This is a genomic window from Streptomyces sp. A0642, assembly GCF_004795105.1.
Classification (GTDB): Bacteria; Actinomycetota; Actinomycetes; order Streptomycetales; family Streptomycetaceae; genus Streptomyces.
Window position 1 is genome coordinate 153124 of the sequence record NZ_SSBL01000002.1, and the last position, 15624, is coordinate 168747.

At 69.7% G+C, this 15624-nt stretch carries 21 protein-coding genes, 1 tRNA gene and 1 pseudogene; 10 read left to right on the forward strand and 13 right to left on the reverse strand.

Annotation, left to right across the window (positions count from 1 at the left end; translation table 11 throughout):
* Window positions 1-192: 192 nt before the first annotated feature.
* On the forward strand, window positions 193-819 hold the full coding sequence (locus E6R60_RS04225) for a hypothetical protein (RefSeq protein WP_136325041.1): 627 nt from the start codon (window positions 193-195) through the stop codon (window positions 817-819).
* A gap of 53 nt (window positions 820-872) precedes the next feature.
* Here the strand turns inward: E6R60_RS04225 and E6R60_RS04230 are convergent, their stop codons facing one another.
* A complete protein-coding gene (locus E6R60_RS04230) occupies window positions 873-1829 on the reverse strand; it encodes a DMT family transporter (protein WP_136325042.1) in 957 nt (318 codons plus the stop codon).
* A gap of 66 nt (window positions 1830-1895) precedes the next feature.
* Here E6R60_RS04230 and E6R60_RS04235 point away from each other — a divergent pair, with 66 nt between their 5' ends.
* Window positions 1896-2732: an AraC family transcriptional regulator gene (locus E6R60_RS04235; protein WP_168713534.1), complete on the forward strand. Its 837-nt coding sequence runs from the start codon at window positions 1896-1898 to the stop codon at window positions 2730-2732.
* Between the two features lie 113 nt (window positions 2733-2845).
* On the opposite strand, the gene E6R60_RS04240 is transcribed toward E6R60_RS04235, so the two are convergent.
* The 3 genes from E6R60_RS04240 to E6R60_RS04250 all read right to left on the reverse strand — a co-directional run bounded on the left by E6R60_RS04240 (window position 2846) and on the right by E6R60_RS04250 (window position 4512).
* Window positions 2846-3460: a hypothetical protein gene (locus E6R60_RS04240; protein WP_136325043.1), complete on the reverse strand. Its 615-nt coding sequence runs from the start codon at window positions 3458-3460 to the stop codon at window positions 2846-2848.
* Window positions 3461-3727: 267 nt separating this feature from the next.
* Complete coding sequence (locus tag E6R60_RS04245) at window positions 3728-4207, reverse strand: hypothetical protein (RefSeq protein WP_136325044.1); 480 nt, start codon at window positions 4205-4207, stop codon at window positions 3728-3730.
* A gap of 80 nt (window positions 4208-4287) precedes the next feature.
* Complete coding sequence (locus E6R60_RS04250) at window positions 4288-4512, reverse strand: hypothetical protein (RefSeq protein WP_168713535.1); 225 nt, start codon at window positions 4510-4512, stop codon at window positions 4288-4290.
* Between the two features lie 315 nt (window positions 4513-4827).
* Between E6R60_RS04250 and E6R60_RS04255 the strand changes: the two genes are divergently transcribed.
* Genes E6R60_RS04255 through E6R60_RS04265 form a run of 3 tightly spaced genes read left to right on the forward strand, consistent with a single transcriptional unit; the run spans window position 4828 to window position 6463 of the window.
* Complete coding sequence (locus E6R60_RS04255; RefSeq protein ID WP_136325046.1) at window positions 4828-5088, forward strand: hypothetical protein; 261 nt, start codon at window positions 4828-4830, stop codon at window positions 5086-5088.
* Entirely contained in the window at window positions 5060-5587 is a 528-nt protein-coding gene (locus E6R60_RS04260) for a DUF6879 family protein (RefSeq protein WP_136325047.1), read from the forward strand. Before E6R60_RS04255 ends, E6R60_RS04260 begins: the two co-directional genes overlap by 29 nt.
* 24 nt (window positions 5588-5611) lie before the next feature.
* Window positions 5612-6463, forward strand: coding sequence for a helix-turn-helix transcriptional regulator (locus tag E6R60_RS04265; protein WP_136325048.1), 852 nt, complete (start codon window positions 5612-5614; stop codon window positions 6461-6463).
* 248 nt (window positions 6464-6711) lie between these two features.
* Here the strand turns inward: E6R60_RS04265 and E6R60_RS04270 are convergent, their stop codons facing one another.
* The 3 genes from E6R60_RS04270 to E6R60_RS04280 form a co-directional block, all read right to left on the reverse strand.
* Window positions 6712-7116, reverse strand: a complete 405-nt coding sequence (locus tag E6R60_RS04270) for a DUF6578 domain-containing protein (RefSeq protein ID WP_136325049.1) — start codon at window positions 7114-7116, stop codon at window positions 6712-6714.
* A 263-nt stretch (window positions 7117-7379) separates the two neighbouring features.
* Window positions 7380-7649, reverse strand: a complete 270-nt coding sequence (locus E6R60_RS04275; RefSeq protein ID WP_136325050.1) for a hypothetical protein — start codon at window positions 7647-7649, stop codon at window positions 7380-7382.
* Window positions 7650-7724: 75 nt separating this feature from the next.
* Complete coding sequence (locus E6R60_RS04280; RefSeq protein ID WP_240802387.1) at window positions 7725-7991, reverse strand: DUF6578 domain-containing protein; 267 nt, start codon at window positions 7989-7991, stop codon at window positions 7725-7727.
* A gap of 126 nt (window positions 7992-8117) precedes the next feature.
* On the opposite strand from E6R60_RS04280, the gene E6R60_RS04285 reads away from it, so the two are divergent.
* A complete protein-coding gene (locus E6R60_RS04285; protein ID WP_136325051.1) occupies window positions 8118-8651 on the forward strand; it encodes an SMI1/KNR4 family protein in 534 nt (177 codons plus the stop codon).
* 100 nt (window positions 8652-8751) lie between these two features.
* Here the strand turns inward: E6R60_RS04285 and E6R60_RS04290 are convergent, their stop codons facing one another.
* The 4 genes and pseudogenes from E6R60_RS04290 to E6R60_RS04305 all read right to left on the reverse strand — a co-directional run bounded on the left by E6R60_RS04290 (window position 8752) and on the right by E6R60_RS04305 (window position 10141).
* The gene (locus E6R60_RS04290; protein WP_240802388.1) at window positions 8752-9123 is read right to left on the reverse strand and encodes a DUF6193 family natural product biosynthesis protein; all 372 of its coding nucleotides are present in this window, start codon (window positions 9121-9123) and stop codon (window positions 8752-8754) included.
* Window positions 9124-9218: 95 nt separating this feature from the next.
* Window positions 9219-9458, reverse strand: a complete 240-nt coding sequence (locus E6R60_RS04295) for a hypothetical protein (protein WP_136325052.1) — start codon at window positions 9456-9458, stop codon at window positions 9219-9221.
* 179 nt (window positions 9459-9637) lie between these two features.
* Window positions 9638-9868, reverse strand: a pseudogene (locus tag E6R60_RS04300) (UTRA domain-containing protein); the annotation flags it as partial.
* 198 nt (window positions 9869-10066) lie between these two features.
* Window positions 10067-10141 (reverse strand) — tRNA-Val (locus tag E6R60_RS04305).
* A 194-nt stretch (window positions 10142-10335) separates the two neighbouring features.
* Here E6R60_RS04305 and E6R60_RS04310 point away from each other — a divergent pair.
* From E6R60_RS04310 to E6R60_RS04325, 4 genes are all read left to right on the forward strand, one after another.
* The gene (locus E6R60_RS04310) at window positions 10336-11124 is read left to right on the forward strand and encodes a DUF4097 family beta strand repeat-containing protein (RefSeq protein ID WP_136325053.1); all 789 of its coding nucleotides are present in this window, start codon (window positions 10336-10338) and stop codon (window positions 11122-11124) included.
* Between the two features lie 71 nt (window positions 11125-11195).
* Window positions 11196-12737, forward strand: a complete 1542-nt coding sequence (locus tag E6R60_RS04315) for a hypothetical protein (RefSeq protein WP_240802389.1) — start codon at window positions 11196-11198, stop codon at window positions 12735-12737.
* Between the two features lie 245 nt (window positions 12738-12982).
* A complete protein-coding gene (locus E6R60_RS04320) occupies window positions 12983-13636 on the forward strand; it encodes a DUF4383 domain-containing protein (RefSeq protein ID WP_136325054.1) in 654 nt (217 codons plus the stop codon).
* A 219-nt stretch (window positions 13637-13855) separates the two neighbouring features.
* On the forward strand, window positions 13856-14077 hold the full coding sequence (locus E6R60_RS04325) for a zinc ribbon domain-containing protein (protein WP_136325055.1): 222 nt from the start codon (window positions 13856-13858) through the stop codon (window positions 14075-14077).
* 31 nt (window positions 14078-14108) lie between these two features.
* Here the strand turns inward: E6R60_RS04325 and E6R60_RS04330 are convergent, their stop codons facing one another.
* The gene (locus E6R60_RS04330; RefSeq protein ID WP_136325056.1) at window positions 14109-14768 is read right to left on the reverse strand and encodes a class I SAM-dependent methyltransferase; all 660 of its coding nucleotides are present in this window, start codon (window positions 14766-14768) and stop codon (window positions 14109-14111) included.
* 88 nt (window positions 14769-14856) lie between these two features.
* Window positions 14857-15624, reverse strand: a complete 768-nt coding sequence (locus E6R60_RS04335; RefSeq protein ID WP_240802417.1) for an HAD family hydrolase — start codon at window positions 15622-15624, stop codon at window positions 14857-14859.

Below are 15624 nucleotides of genomic sequence, written 5' to 3' on the forward strand. Positions count from 1 at the left end.
CCCTAGCATCGACGAGGCGGCGCCGCACGGGCCGCCCGATCACCGCGGGGGGCGGATTTCCCCCACCGGACAAGGGGGAGTGCCGTGTTACGAACGACGCAGCAGCTCGGACGGCCGAGGCGCGTATGGGGGCGCGAGCACGCCCCCTCCTCCCCCGGCCCCGCTGCTCGCCGCCCCGGCCACCGGGGCCCGGTGACGAACCGCCCGGAGCGGACGCGCGTACCGCTGCTTCTCACGGTCGTCGCGGCCGTGCTGCTCACCGCCTGCTCGGGAGCCGACTCCGACGCGGCCAAAGGCAGCACCACAGCGCCCGCGCCACCGACCCCGTCAGCGACCTCGTCCCCGCCTCCGTCCCCGTCCCCCTCTCCGAGCCCGACGCCCACACCGACGACCGCCGCCGAGATCGCCGAGGCCGTCAAGGGGTGGTACGCGTACGGCGGCGAGACGGCGATGGTCAGCCTGATCAAGGAAACGGTGAAGGCCCAGTCGGGCCGGCCCCGTACCGATCTGCAGGTGGTGATCGTGGACTTCGAAGGCCTCATGGCCGCCCTCGACACAGCCCGGCTGTTCCGTTCCCTCCCCGACCCCAAGACCCGGACCGCCTGGACGGCCGCCATCGATCACCTGGAGGAGGGCGCACGCACGGTCCTCGATTCGGCGCCGGAGACCAGCCTGATCCAGTCACCGGACGAGACCGCACAGGCGGCGCGGGGATGGCACACGTTCGACGAGGGGACCAAGAACCTCAAGGCGGCCCAGGCCCGGCTCGACCACGCCTTCGGCCTGAAGCCGTCCCCGGACCCGTGGGCTGCGGAGTGACTTCGGGCGCTGCCCGCAGGTCCGCCGAGAGTCGCTGCCAACGGCCCTCCGGGTCACGTCGCCTCGTCCTCCCGCAGATCCGCCGGCGCGGCAATCCTGCGGCCACCCGAGAACCAGCCGTGCAGCGCGGCCAGAACGGCGCCGGTCACCAGCACCACGGCCCCCACCGCCTGCAGGGCCTCGAAGGACTCCCCGAGGAACAGGGTGCTGCACAGGGTGTTGACGACCGGAACGGTGAACATCATCAAAGAGGCGGACGCAGGCCCCACCGCCCCCACCCCCCGGTAGTACAGGAGATTGGCGACGGCTGCCGCGCCCAGAGCCAGATAGGCCACGTTCAGCCAGACACCGGCAGGCAACGAAGTCCACTGGACTCCCGGCAGGTCCGGTGCGGCCAGCACGCCCAGCAGGACGGCACCCATGCAGGTGGCGTAGGCAGTGGCACGCAACGGGTCGATACCGGCCAGAACCCGGGGGCCGACAAGGGTGTATGCGGCCCAGCACCCCGCACTGAGCAGGAACAGCCCGTCTCCGGCGAGCCGCGACAGGCTCCCCTGCGTGCTGCCGCCCGCCCCGAGAAAGAAGACCACGGCTCCGGTCAGGCCCAGCAGGAGACCCGCCACCCGTAGGCCTGACGCGCGTTCCCGCCCGGTGAGCAACAGGACAATGCTGGTGAGGACGGGGCTCATCACAGGAATGAGGATGCCCGCGTCCAGCGCCGGAGCGAGGGACAGGCCCCAGAAGAAGCAGGCGTTGTACGCGAAGACCCCCAGTAGACCCGCTACTGCGGCGCGGCCTCGGGTGCGCGGTGTCGTCTTGGCCGTCCGGTCACCGACAAGCACCACCGCCGCCAGGAGCGCGACGGCTGCGCCGCCGAACCGCAGCAGGGCGGCCACCGAAGGCGGGAGGTGTTCGACCACCGACTTGGAACTGGAGAACGCTCCTCCCCACAGCAACATGGTGATCGACAGCGAGAGGTACGGGCCGTTCAATGGACTCTGGGCTGGCATGCGCCGAGTCTGGTCGGCGTCCCCTCGCCTCGTCTTGAACGCTGGTGCACCGCGCATAATGCGTCCATGGCCACGACCGACGGCTGGGTGCGCTACTGGCGGGACGCCGACCGCCCGGTGGAAGCCATGCACGCCCACTTCCTCGACCACGTCTACCCGCCCCACAGCCACGACACCTACTCCTTCGGCATCACCGACGCGGGAGCCCAGCAGTTCCGTTGCCGAGGCGCCGCCCACACCAGCGGCGCCGGGATGGTCATGGCGTTCAACCCCGAGGACGTGCACGACGGCCGCGCTGCCGCCGAGCTCGGATACCGGTACCGCATCGTGCATCTCGGCCCTTCCGTCATCCGCGACGTGATCGCCGACGCCACCGACGGCAGGTCCGGCGCGCTCCCTCTGTTCCCGCTCCCCGTCCTGAGTGACCACGCGCTCGCCGCCGCCCTCGGCCGCCTGCACGCCGCACTGGTCGGTACCACGGACCCACTGGTCCGAGACGAACGCCTGACCGCGGCCGTCACCGCCATGACCAGCCGGGGTGCGTCCACCACGACACCTGCGGTGCTCCCGCAGACACCGACCGATCGCGCACGCCGCCAAGCAGCCCAACGAGCCAGGGCATTCCTGCACGACGCCTACCTGGAACCGATTCCGGCGGAGCATCTGGCGGAGGCCGCCGGCTGCAGCCGGTTCACCCTCTACCGTTCCTTCCGCGCCGAGTTCGGCCTGGCACCCAGCGACTACCAGCGCCAGCTCCGCCTGCGCAGGGCGCGCTCACTGCTCAAGGCCGGCACCACCGCAGCCGATGCCGCCGCGGCCACCGGCTTCGCAGACCAGGCCCACCTCAGCCGCTGGTTCCAGCGGGTCTACGGCCTCACCCCCGGCGCCTTCCGCCGCGCCTGATCAGGCCGTAGCCCCACTGAAGGGCTGGCGCCTCCTGCGGAAGCTCCGCTGCAGCGCGAACCGCATCGCCCGACCACGGGGCGGGCGGGGACCGGTGAGGGGGCCGCCCTGAGTCAGGCAGCCACGGCGCGGTGATCGGCCCACGCTCGGGCGGCCTCGGTCAGGGCGTTCCGGTGAGGCATTGGGCTGATTCGCTCCCTGCTCTCCCACACCGCAAGAAGGGTCCGGGCAAACGTGCTCACCGCTCGGTCCGACGCGGCCGCGTAGGCGGGGACGAGGCGGGCAACGGCCTCGGCCTGGTCAGCGGTATGCCCGGCGTGGATGAGCCGCGGCACGGTGAACGCGGTATCCGCCCAGGCGGGAGCCGGGCAGGCGAGGGCCCAGTCGACGAGGTGCAGCCCGGCAGGGGTGCAGATCATATTGAGCGCCGACATGTCCGTGTGCGCGAGGGTGTGCCCGACCAGGTCCTCCGCCCGGCCGCTGGGTACATGATCACCCCATCGGGCAAGGAGGGGCTTCTTTTTCACCACCGCCGGCCAAGGGATTCTGGACGTGCCGAGCAGGGTGTCGACCAGGTCGGGAAGGTCCGGTGAGCCTGGTGAGAGGTCGGGGTGCGGGCCGTGCAGGAAGGCGTACCCGTACAGCAGCCATCCGCCGGCCTCGACCTCCCACAGCAGGGCCGGTGCAAGCACTGCGTTTTCCGTCACCGCGGCCTCGGCCCGGTACATCCAGGCGGTGGGAGCGTCCGCGTGTGTTCCCTTGACGAAGACCGGACCGCGAGGTGTGCGCAGAGTGCAGGCGAGCGGGGACATGATCCCCTCGGTTGCCGTGTCGGCGCCCTCCACAAGACCCGTGCGGGCGGCGACTGCCCGCCGCGTCGCGAGGGGCAGCTCTTCCCAGGCTGTGCGGTGCAAGGTGTTGGTCCTCCCGAACAGGTGCGGCCCCCGGCCAGGCCACAGCGTGGCACAGGGCGGGGGCCGTCGTGGGGCGGACGCTCAGATGGCCTGAGGGGTGTTGCGCTTGGGGCTGTTATGGCAGTTCGCGTGGCATTGCGAGCAGTCAGCGATGTCGAGCTCGGGCCAGAACTCCAGGTCGACGCCGTACCCCGACGTGATGATCGCCTCGACGGTACGGGAGCGCAACGCCTTCCCGCCGCCGTGTTCTTCCTTGTCGAGGAATCCGGGTTGGTGGTCGACGAACTTGCCGAGGCGGTTGGTGCAGAACTCCCGGTACGCCTTCGTGTGGAGAAGGAAGGCGTGCCAGAAGTCGTCCACCACCGGGGACGGACTCACGGGGGCGGGGCTGCTGACCCCGGCTGCGAGAAACGCGAGCATCTGGCCGACGCCGCGTTGGGCGAACTCGGCCGTCATCTCGGGGAACTTGTCGAGCATGTTCGCCACGATGATCCCGCGCATCTCCTGGTCGAGGAGTGCTGCCGCGTCGGTTACGGGCGGTGTCTGCGGTGTGGTGGTCATGGCAATTCCTCCTGCGCGTTGGTGGTGCGACGGACTTGCGGGCCCGTTACTGGGCGACGGGGTACACCGGCGGACGGGAGTCAGGGGGTGGTGCTCGCGCAGCAGGGTCCGGCCCATGCCTCGGTGTCGAGGTTGTGGGCGCCGAGCTGATCGCGGATGATTCCGGCGCTGACCGCGCCGGAGGTGAGCGGACACCGGCACCAGATGCAGGCGCGGCCCGCCGACTGGTCCCAGGTGAGTTCGCCCGGCGCCGGGAGCGGGCGGGGCGGGGCGCTCACCTCGGCGGGGGCGCGCATCGCGGGCACTGGCAGTCAGGGAAGGCGGACGTGTCGTCCACGGTCTCCGCAGGTACGACCTCGGCCTCTGGGCGTAGGACGCGAGTCAGGCCCTGCCGGTCGACCTCGTACACCTTGATGGTCATCGTCACGGGTATGCCCCCCGCCGTCGGTCGGTGAATATCGCTGACCGTAGAGAGCCGATGTGCACGTCAGCCACTCGTGTGCAGAAGTGTGCGCGCACACCGCCCGCGTGGGTGGTTGGCGACTTCGCACCCTTGACCGCCCGATCGTGCTGCACGAAGGTGTTGCACACAGCTGCACACCCTGTGGGCGGAGGCCGGCATGTCGTTACTGTTCATCGGGATCGACCCCAACACCGGAGACCACGAGAGTCCCACCGTGTGGGTCGACCAGGACAAGCAGGAGCTCGTGTTCCAGGGATGGAAGCCGGGCCCCGAAATCGAAGCGGAGGCAGCAGCCTTCACCGTGCCCGGCCACGCCGTCGGCATCCCGGAGAACGAGGCCGTGATCCGTATCCCCGCCAGGATGGTGCACATGATCAGGGAGGCGTGCGATGCCGTCGAACGTGCTGACATTCCCTGACCTGCTCGCCCGCTGCACCAGCACCGCTGTTCACCTTGAGATGCGCGACGCCTACGCCGTCGACTACGAGGCAGGCCCGTTCGCCGACTGGCGCGCCGGCTTCCGCCACGACCCCGACGACCGCGCGTCCTGGTGGAGGCCGTGGCTCGACCTCATCACCGAGACCGTGAGCCGCGGCGTCACCGTGCGCCGGGCACGAATCGTGTCCGAGCCGGTCAGCGAGTACATCCAGTACGAGCACTCCGGCACCTTCACGAACATCGCTGCCGGGGAACAGGTCCGCTGGCTGCCCCGCCGCCAGGCCTCGGACCTCGCCCTGCCCGGCAACGACTACTGGGTGTTCGACGGGCAGCTCGTCCAGTGGAACCACTTCGCCGGCGACGGCTCGTCGCAGGGGCCGGAGCTCACCGACAGCCCGCGCGCGGTGAAGCTGTGCGCGGACGCCTTCGAGGCTGTGTGGGAGCGGGCAATACCGCACGACCAGTACAAGATCCGCTAGCAGGACGCACGGACAGGCCGGCCCATGACCATCTCCCCATCCTCATCCGGCCAGGCCGCCCGCGAAGTCGTCGCCCGCCGGCTGCGGGACCTGCGTAAGGGGGCAGGGCTCACGGTCGTGGAGCTGGCCGGCGGGTGCGGGTGGCATCACGCGAAGACCTCGCGCATCGAGAACGCCCGCACCGCCCCGTCCGCCACCGACATCCGGCTGTGGTGTCGCGCCCTCGGCGCGGACGACCAGGCCGAAGACCTCATCGCGCAGTCCTTGCACGCCGAGTCGATGTACACCGAGTGGCGGCACCATGTCCGCAACGGGCTCAAGCAGCTGCAGGACAGTGCGGTCACGTTCTTCCACCAGACCCAGATGTTCCGCGTCTACTCATCGTCGCTCGTCCCCGGTCTCCTGCAGACCGAAGGGTACGCGGCGGCCGTGCTCGGCATGAGCGCCCGCTTCCGTGAGCTTCCCGTCGACGACAGCGCGGACGCGGCCCGGGCCCGCGTCGAGCGATCCCGCATCATTCATGAGCGCGGCCGCCGCTTCGTGCTCCTCATCGAGGAGGCCGTGCTGCGGTACCGGATCGGCAGCCCGGACGCGATGGCCGCCCAGCTCGGCTACCTGCTCACGGCGGGCGCCCTCCCGGCTGTGTCACTCGGCGTCATCCCGACGACCGCAGTCCGCGGGCAGTGGCCGCGCGAAACGTTCCACGTCTACGACGACGCGCTAGTTTCCGTGGAACTGGTGTCCGCGCAGGTCCGGATCACCCAACCCAGCGAGATCACCCTGTACGTGCGGGCGTTCGAGCAGATGCGCCAGACCGCCGTGTACGGGGCCGACGCGCGAGCTCTGATCGTCAAAGCCATCGACGCGCTCGGTTGACCTGGAACGCGCAAAGATGGTAGTCCGTGGCCGGGGGCACCCACCGCCCCTGCGAGGCGCCTTGAAGCCGAAGGACGCGTTTTCCACTCACTGGTCCCGCAATTGAGCACCGCACCTGAAGGACTGCCGTCACCTACGACCGTCAACGCCCCCGCAGCGGCTCGCTGGGGGGCGTTCTGGCTGGTGGGCGCGGACGGTTTCGAACCGCCGACATCTGCTTTGTAAGCTTGGCGCCCGCAGCTGACCCCTCATCGCAGCTCACCGCCTCTGTGCGCTACGACGGCTGTCACCAGGTAGCCCGCGAACCTGACGCCCGGCCTGGCCTTCGCCCACCTGTCCGCCTGCTCGACCGGCGCCAGGACGGTCGTCCCCGGAACCGGGTAGTTCACCTTGTCCGTGGCACCGGGGGGCACCCCGTAACGGCAGTGCACCTCGACGATCGACACCACTTCCGCTGAGGTGAGCGCGTGCCCCTCGTCCTGGCCGTGGTGCTCCTCGCAAAAGTCGATCTCATCCGCACGTTGGCTACCGACGATGTCGGCGTAGTCCGCCGGATCGACCTCCAGCAGCGTCCACGAGACAACGTCCCCGGACGTGAAACTCCCTCCGCAGCACTGCATCTGCCACCCATCGACCCAAATCGTCAACGTCATGGCGCCATTGTCCGCCGAGCGACCCACGCTCAAGAGGGCCTGGAGCGGAACTACCGGCGGCGGCAATATCGTCAGCGAGAGATGTCAGGCCGGTCCGGGGCTTGCCGCCCTTCGACGGCCGGCTCTTCGCTTTCCAGAGCCGCGATGGCGCGCCGACGCCACCTGACGGTCAGCACCGTGGCGACCACACCTGCGAGTAGGGCCATGACGACGCTTCCCCCCACCACGCCGGCAATCGCGTACCCAAGTGTCTCCAAAGTCCTTCACGCTCCCGCTTCGTCGTCCTCGTCGCTGCCCACGGTCTCCAACAAACGCCGCCTCGCCCGCTCCAGGCGGTCGGCGTAGTCAGGCATGAACACCTCGGACAGAGTCGTCTCCAACGTTCCGGACATCGCGTAGATCCCCGGCCAGACCGCTCGGTCCGGCACGATGGCGTCCAGCTTGTCGGACTGCATCATGACTTGATACAGCCAGTCAGACAGGACGAAGGCTTGGTCACGCGTGAGCTTGATGATCACTGGTTCTTCGTCCACATGGTGACCGTACAGCCGAGGCCAAAAGAGCAGCTGGGGACTTACGCCGCCGGGGCTCGGGCCGGGTGTCGTAGTTCACCTTGTCCGTGGCACCCGGGGCACCCCGTAACGGCAGTGCACCTCGACGATCGACACCACTTCCGCTGAGGTGAGTGCGCGCCCCTCGCCCTGGCCGTGGCGCTCCTCGCAAAAGTCGATCTCATCCGCACGTTCGCTACCGACGACGTCGGCGTAGTCCTCCGGATCGGCCTCCAACAGCGTCCGCGAGACAACACCCCCAGGCGCGAAGGCATCTCCGCAGCACTGCATCTGCCAGTCATCGACCAAGATCGTCAACGCCATGACGCCGTTGTCCACCGCAGGCGGCTGCTCACAACTGCTATCACCAGCCTCCTACGAACGCCACCGTGCACAGTCAGTGATGCCGGGCGCATCGTGGGCCTCCCAGGCGGTCACTAATCTGTTCGCATGATCCCGAATGAAGACCGCCGGTTTCCCGCTGCGCTCGCTGCTGCCATGGCGGTCCGCCTCGACTGCATAGGCGAGGATGGCGTGGACTTCGAGCCCTACGAGTCCTTCCTGGCTGCCGACGACACAACGGATTGGCTCCGTGCATGGACGGGCAACAGCGACCTGACCGGCGACGACTTCCGCGTCTTCGGCCAGGACGGCACCGGCGGGTACGCAGCCTTCTGGTTTATCCGTCCAGGCGGGGACCTCCCAGAGCAACCCGTTGTCTTTATGGGCTCCGAAGGAGAGACCGGGGTAGTCGCCCGCGACTTGGGCGCCTTCCTATGGCTGCTGGCCGACGGCTTCGGCCCGTGGGAAGCGGCCGCGTTCTACGAACCCGAGCCCGACTGGGCTCCGCGGGTCAACGAGGATCTAGCGGCTATCGCGGAGCAGTACGCTCCGGCCTGCCGCGCGTCGGCAGCGACGATCGTCGCTCAGGCCACACAAGAGTTCCCCGACTTCGACAACACCATCATGGGACTGTGCCGTTGAGCCCAGCCATCAGGCCGGACAGCGCAACTGCCGTGACCCGTCTCGTTGAAGTTTGATCAGTCTCAGCGAAGTTTGACCGGCTCTGTAGCAGCGCAGCGGCTCAGCTGACAGGGTGGTCCGGCTGAGGCCAGGGACCCTCGAAGGCCGGCCCGCAGTCGTCGGGCAGATGGCCCACCACCAACGCGGCCGCCTGCCGCGGCGTAAGCAACTCGCCCAGCATGCCACCCACGCGCAACGGCCCGTAGACGATGCACGATTGCACGTCGCCCACGATGTACGGCAGGTCGTTGCTCCACGGGAACTGTGTGTTCCGATGAAAGCTGAGCGCCCTGTGGCCCGGGAACGGGTACAGGGCCCGCAGCCGAGGTTCGGCGTAGGCGGCCGCTATGACTGCAGCCGCCCCCGGGGTGCCCTTCCAGTATTCCGCGCCAGGTCTTCTCAACAACGGTCTCTTCAGCCATTCCGTGATCATGGGTCCGGGCTAGGCCACAACAACCCGCTCCACCCTGGCGGTCAAGCTTCGATGAGACCTACCGAACTTCGCTGAGACGGGTCACGCCGGCATCTTCACGTGCTGTGGGTCTGAGCCCGCTCCAAGCCCTCCATTACGGCGTTATGAAAGGCGAGCTCGCCGGACCGGCAAGGCGCGGCGAAGAACATGCTTTGCGCTTCGGCGAGCCCACATTCCACGACCTGCATGGTGACCCTGACGGCGTCCGCTCCGTCACAGCCGCGCTCCTTCAAGAATGCCTGCAAGGCTGCGCCGTCGTAGGACTCCGCCCAGACGGGTTCCGCTGCCTCGGTCATGTTGGCTATCCGCGCCCTACGTGCTGCGTCGATCACGGAGCCTCGCAACGATCATCGGTGTTGCCCGGATCTGGTTCTGGTACGGGCGCGGGCAACGGAAGCTCCCGGTCAACCGTCGCCCGATCGCCCTTCTTTGCAGCACCGGGATTGCAGCCGGCCCGACAATACTTCGACCCGGGCTACACCTGCTGCCGATTAACGGGGACCTCGTAGACGATCTCACACAGGGCGGCGGGAACGACGATGTCCGCCGTCTCAACAGGCTGCCCCTGATCGCTGTAGGACGCCCGCCGGGTGTGTGTGACGAGTGCGGCCTTCTGAATCCCAAGGAGCGAGGCTTCCTCGGCGGTCGCCTGCCGCGGCTCGGGCCGCTCCACGGCGGGGCTGGTCGTGACGCCGATCTGGGCCATTGGAGATCCTCGGCCCAGTCAGATCGCGGTCACGATGAACATCTATGCCCACGTCGTCCAGGACACGCAGCACGAGGCCGCGAGTCACCTCGACCGCATGTTGAAGCGGCAGCGTCCCGACCGTGGATGACCACGCCTGTTGATGTCAAAAGTAGATGTCGAAGGCCCCCAACCATGATCGATTGGGGGCCTTCTTACTGGTGGGCGCGGACGGTTTCGAACCGCCGACATCTGCTTTGTAAGAGCAGCGCTCTACCCCTGAGCTACGCACCCGTGGATGAAGCAACAGGTTACATGCCTGACGGCACCCGTCGACAATCGGTTGCCCGGCCCGGGCAGCCCGACGACACGCGCCGTAGGGGGGATATCCCCACCCCGGAGACGGTAGCCGACCGGATCGTCCCGGCGGCGGGGGCTGCATACGGTGGGAGCACATCGGCAGCGCCAGCCAGGGGGACTCGATCGTCATGACCATCCGCACCCGCATCCGCACCCGTGCTCGTACCCAAGTCCTCGCGGCCACCGGGGGAACCGTTCTACTCGTGGGCGTGCTCAGTGGGTGTGGCGGCACCGACGTGGAGGACGCTCCCGTCGAGCACAAGTCGTTCGCGTACAGCGGGAAGGCGCTGACCATCGAGGCGGAGAACTCGACCGTGGAGGTCGTGCCCGCCGATGTGGAGCAGATCGAGGTCACGCGCAGGGTCGACGGGTGGGTCGTGCTCGGGAGTGGGCCGGACCCCGTGTGGAAGCTGGAGGGCGACACGCTGACGCTTCGAGTGAGGTGCGACGCGTTGATCAGCGACTGCGGCGCTCAGCACCAGGTGAAGGTGCCTCGTGGGCTCGGCCTGACCGTGGACGCGGACAACGGGAAGGTCACCGCGTCCGGGTTCGGCACGCCGCTCAAGCTGCACTCCGACAACGGCGGGGTCGTCGTGCGGGATGTCACCGGGCCGCTGGAGCTGGAGAGCGACAACGGCTCCGTGCGCGGCGAGCGGATCTCGGCGGCCTCCGTGGTGGCCCGCTCGGACAACGGCTCGGTGGAGCTCGGCTTCAGCCGTGTCCCCGATCTGGTGGACACCGTCAGTGACAACGGACGCGTCACCATCGACCTGCCGGCCGGCAAGAGCGCGTACGCCGTGTCCGCGTCGGCCGACAACGGGGACGTCTCCGTGGCCGTGCCCCGCAGCGACGACAGCCCGCATACGGTGAAGGCGCGCAGCGACAACGGGCAAGTCACCGTGCGAAGCGCGAACTAACAGACCCGTGTGTTCGTCCTTACCTGGTGGGAGAATGTACCGGGCAGGGCGAATCAGCACGGGAGAGGGATGTGACGGCGACACACGCGAAGCCGGAGGCGAGAGCGGGTGGGAGTTCCGCCGTCAAGGACGTCCCTGCCAGTGAGGGTGCAGCCAGCGATGGCCTTGCCAGTGAGGGTGCAGCCAGCGACGTCCCTGCCACTGATGCCGCTGCCCCTGACGTTCCTGGCACTCATGTCGCTGCCCGTGATGTCCCTGCCAGGAGCGAGGGAAACGGTCGCGGGTCCGGCGTTCGTGATGCCCTGCTCATGATGGTGCTGCCCGTTCCCCTGCTCGTCGCGGCTCTGCCCGCCGCCTTCGCCGGCGGTGGTACGCGGCGTTGGTTCGGCGGGCGCGGGGAAGGCCAGCGGGCCGAGGCTCAGGCCGCGAAGGACGCCGCCGCCGAGGCGTTCTACGAGCTCGACACCGCCCAGCGTGATCTGCAGATCTCCATAGAGACCATCACGGCCGTGGACAGTTCCCCGGCCGCCCGGAAGGCGGTCGACGACTTCGCCGCTCTCGGGCGGCGCATCGACGAGGCCAGCCACGCCTACATCACAGCTGTCGACGCACACGATCTCGACCGGCACGACCTCGAACCGGCGGTCGCCTCCCGTGCCCGGACCGAGTTGTCCGCCGCCAAGGACGAGCTCGTACGGGTCAAGGGCGAGCTGGACCGGTTCGCCGCGGGGCTCGGTCCGCTCCTCGGGACGGCCGAGACGCAGCTCGCCCGGCTCGCCCCCGCGGTGGAGCGCGCGCGACAGGCGCTCCTGGCAGCGAGCAATGCTCTCGACGCGGTGCGGGCGTCCGGACTGCGGGCGGATGATCTCGCCGCGCGGCTGGCCGCCCTCGCCCCCGAGCTGACCAGGCTCAATCAGGGGGCGGGCCGGCACGGTGTGCCCGAGACCCTCCAGCGCGCCGATCAGGTCCTGCGGGATGCCGAAGCCGTACGTGCCGAGGCGGCGCAGTTGCCCGAGCGGGCCTCCGAGATCGACAAGCGCCTGGTGACGCTGCGTACGCGGGCCCAGGCGCTGACAACCCGGTCGGCCTCGGTCGAGCCCGTGCTCAGCGAGTTGCGGCGGCGGTTCTCGGCGGCCTGCTGGCAGGACCTCCAGCCGGTTCCCGAGCAGGCGGCCGTCAATGTGCGCCAGGCCGAGGAAAAGCTCAAGGAGGCCGCGAAGGCGCGGGACGAGCAGCGGTGGGCGGATGCCACGTCGCGGCTGAGTACGGTACGAGCCCTGCTCAACGCCACGGACGAGGCGGTGTCCGCGGCCGGTGACCGGTTGCAGCGGCTGGATGCCGTGGCCAAGGACCCGCAGCAGGAGATCCAGCGCACCCGGTTCGCGATCCGGGACGCCCAGCGCCTCGCCATGGCCGGGCGCCAGACACCCGAGCCGCGCCACGCCCAGCCGCTCGACGACGCGGTGGCCCGCCTCGCCCAGGCCGTCACCGCCCTCGAGGGACGCCATCCCGACTACTGGCACTTCCTGACGGTGACCGAAGGCCTGCGCCGGACCGCCGCACGCGTCGTCTCCGAGATCCGTGAGGAGCGCGGCGCAGGCGCCGGAGCCTGACCCGGGCACACGAGCCGCGTACGCCTGGGTGTGCGTGCGCGCGGCGCAGGCGCCGGACCCTTACCCCGGGCACCCGAGCCGCCTACGCCTGTGCGTGCGGCGAAGACGGGACCGCCTCCTCCCACCCGGCCCTGCGACGACCACCGGACCGCCTCCGCCCACCGGACCGTCTCCGCCCGCCCGCGTGCCCTGACGTGCGGCGGTCCCGCCCCCGCGCGATCCTGGTAGCTACGAAGGAGGGTTTCATGGCCACCCATGTACTGCCTCCGGCCCGGCGCCGGTCCGCCCCGAAGGCCCCTCGCCGCGCAGCGATCCGGCTCGACGAGCACCTGCCGGTGGACCACCGCCTCAGCCGCTTCTACCGGATCGGCGCCGGGCTGATGGGTCTGGTGCTCGTCGCCTTCGGCATCCTCGGGCTGACGGACAACGTCGGCTACTTCGACACCGGCGGCGACACCGTCGCGGGCCTGAGCACCAACGGCGCGCTCAGCGTCCTGTCGATCTGCATCGGGGGGCTGCTGTTCGCCGGAATGGTCATCGGCGGCAACTTCGCCTCGACGCTCAACATGGTCCTGGGCATCGCCTTCATCCTCAGCGGCTTCGTCAACCTCGCCGTCCTGGACAGCGGGCTCAACATCCTCGCCTTCGAGATCCAGAACGTGCTGTTCAGCTTCGTGGTCGGTCTCCTACTGATGCTGTTCGGCATGTACGGACGCGTCAGCGGCGGGCTGCCCCATGACAATCCCTACTGGCGGGCTCGCCACCCCGAGGACGCCGCGCGTGAGCAGCGGCTCGCGCGGCGGCGGGCGGTCGAGGACATGCCCGTCGCCCGGTCCGGCCGCGGGGAGGGAGAGAACGCGTCTGCCGGCCGTGCCGCGAAACGGACCGGTCGTTCGTAGGGCCTCGTGTGGCCTGCTGCCCCTCCCCCGCCGGTCCGGCCGCCAAGGGCTGTCCCGCACTTCCTGGTGGATCAGCGCGCGGCGTCGGATGCGGTGCATCGCAAGGCGGAGGGGCGTCCGCGTACTGGATGTATTCGGGCGTTTCGACAACGCGGCGAGGTGCCGTAGCTGTCGTCGCGCGCCCGCCAGGAATTGCGAGACAGCCCTTACCCTGGGGGCATGCCTCGTTACGAGTACCGCTGCCGCTCCTGCGGAGACACCTTCGAGCTCAGCCGTCCGATGGCCGAGTCCTCGGCCCCCGCCTCCTGCCCCGCGGGGCACGAGGACACCGTGAAGCTTCTGTCGGCCGTCGCCGTGGGCGGTTCGGCCGGGGCCGGGCCCGCGCCCTCCGCCGGTGGCGGCGGGGGCGGCGGCTGCTGCGGTGGGGGCTGCTGCGGCTGACCGGTCACGGTGACCGCCGCCGGCGCGGCGGTCACCGCTTGCGCGACAGCGTCAGTCCGTCCGACACCGTGAGCAGCACGCTGTCCATCCGCGGGTCGGCGGACACGTGGTTGTTGAACTCCTGGATGGCCGCTGTCGCCCCGGTCGCCCGCGGGTCCGTCACGCCGCCGTGGAAGAGCACGTTGTCGGTGGTGATGAGGCCGCCCTGGCGCATCCGGGGCACCAGTTCCTCCCAGTACGCGATGTAGTTGCCCTTGTCCGCGTCCAGGTAGGCGAAGTCGATGTGCGGCTCGGCGGGCATGGCCCGCAGGGTGTCGAGAGCCGGGGCGATCCGCAGGTCGATCCGGTCGGCGACGCCGGCCTTCGCCCAGGCCTCACGGCCGTAGGCGGTCCACTCCTCCGAGATGTCGCAGGCGATCAGCCGTCCGTCGGTGGGCAGCGCCTGGGCCATCGCGAGGGCGGAGAACCCGGTGAAGGTCCCGACCTCGACGATGTGCCGGGCCCCGGTCAGCCGTACGAGGAAGGCGAGCAACGGGCCCTGTTCCTCGGCCGACTGCATGCCGGCGTGGTCGGGGAGCTTGGCGTACGTGGTCTCGACGAGCTCGCGCTGCACCGCGTCCAGCGGCGGGTTGTGGGCCAGCATGTACGCGTACAGCTCGTCCGTGATCCTGGTTTGGTTGCCCTTGGTCATCGCACCACTTCCCGCTCGGCCGAGTGCTCCGCCGACGGGCGGGGACGCGGTGACTTTAGTCGCCGGGCCCGGCCTGTTCGAGCCCCTGTCACGGCGCGTCGGCGGCCGGCGTGCGCGGCCCGGTGGCGTCGAGGAAGCGGCGCAGGATCTCCTCGCCCGCCGCCACGCCGCTCTCGGCGGTCACCTCCACGTGCGGGGAGTTCCAGCCCGCGTCGGCCAGTTCGCCGTGGCCGGGGCGCCAGCCGCGGTCGGCGGCGAGCAGCAGGTCGGCGTCGAGGAGGGAGTCGCCGGCGGCCAGGGTGAGCGTGGCGCCGGTGCGGCGGGCCACCTCACGCATCGCCGCGCTCTTCGTGAGCGGACGCGGCACGACGTAGATCTTGCGTCCCTGGAGCGAGACGGTCCAGCCTCGCGGCTCCGCCCACGCGGCGAGCTCCTTCGTCCAGTCCGCGGGGAGCAGGGCCCGGTCGACGACGAGGTAGGCGAAGAGGTCTTCGGCGACCCGCTCCTTGAGCAGCCAGGCGGGGTCGGCGGCGGCGACGAGATGCGTGCGGACCTCGTCGAGCGTGGCGCACTCCTCGGCCAGCCTGCCGGCCACGGCGCGCTGCCAGTCGCGGTCGGACACGCCGTCCACCAGGATGTGCCCGCCGTTGGCGCAGATCGCGAACTCGGCTGCGGCGCCCGGGAGATGAATGCGGTGGTACTGCTCGCGGGTGCGGGTCGTCGTCGGTACGAAGACCGTGGACGCCGAGCGCGTCAGCTCGTCGAGCAGGGCCGCGGCCGCCTCCGTGACGTACGAGAGGGGTTTCCCGTCGTACACCTCGACGCAGAGCAGTCGGGGGGCCTCGGCGTCCGGCAT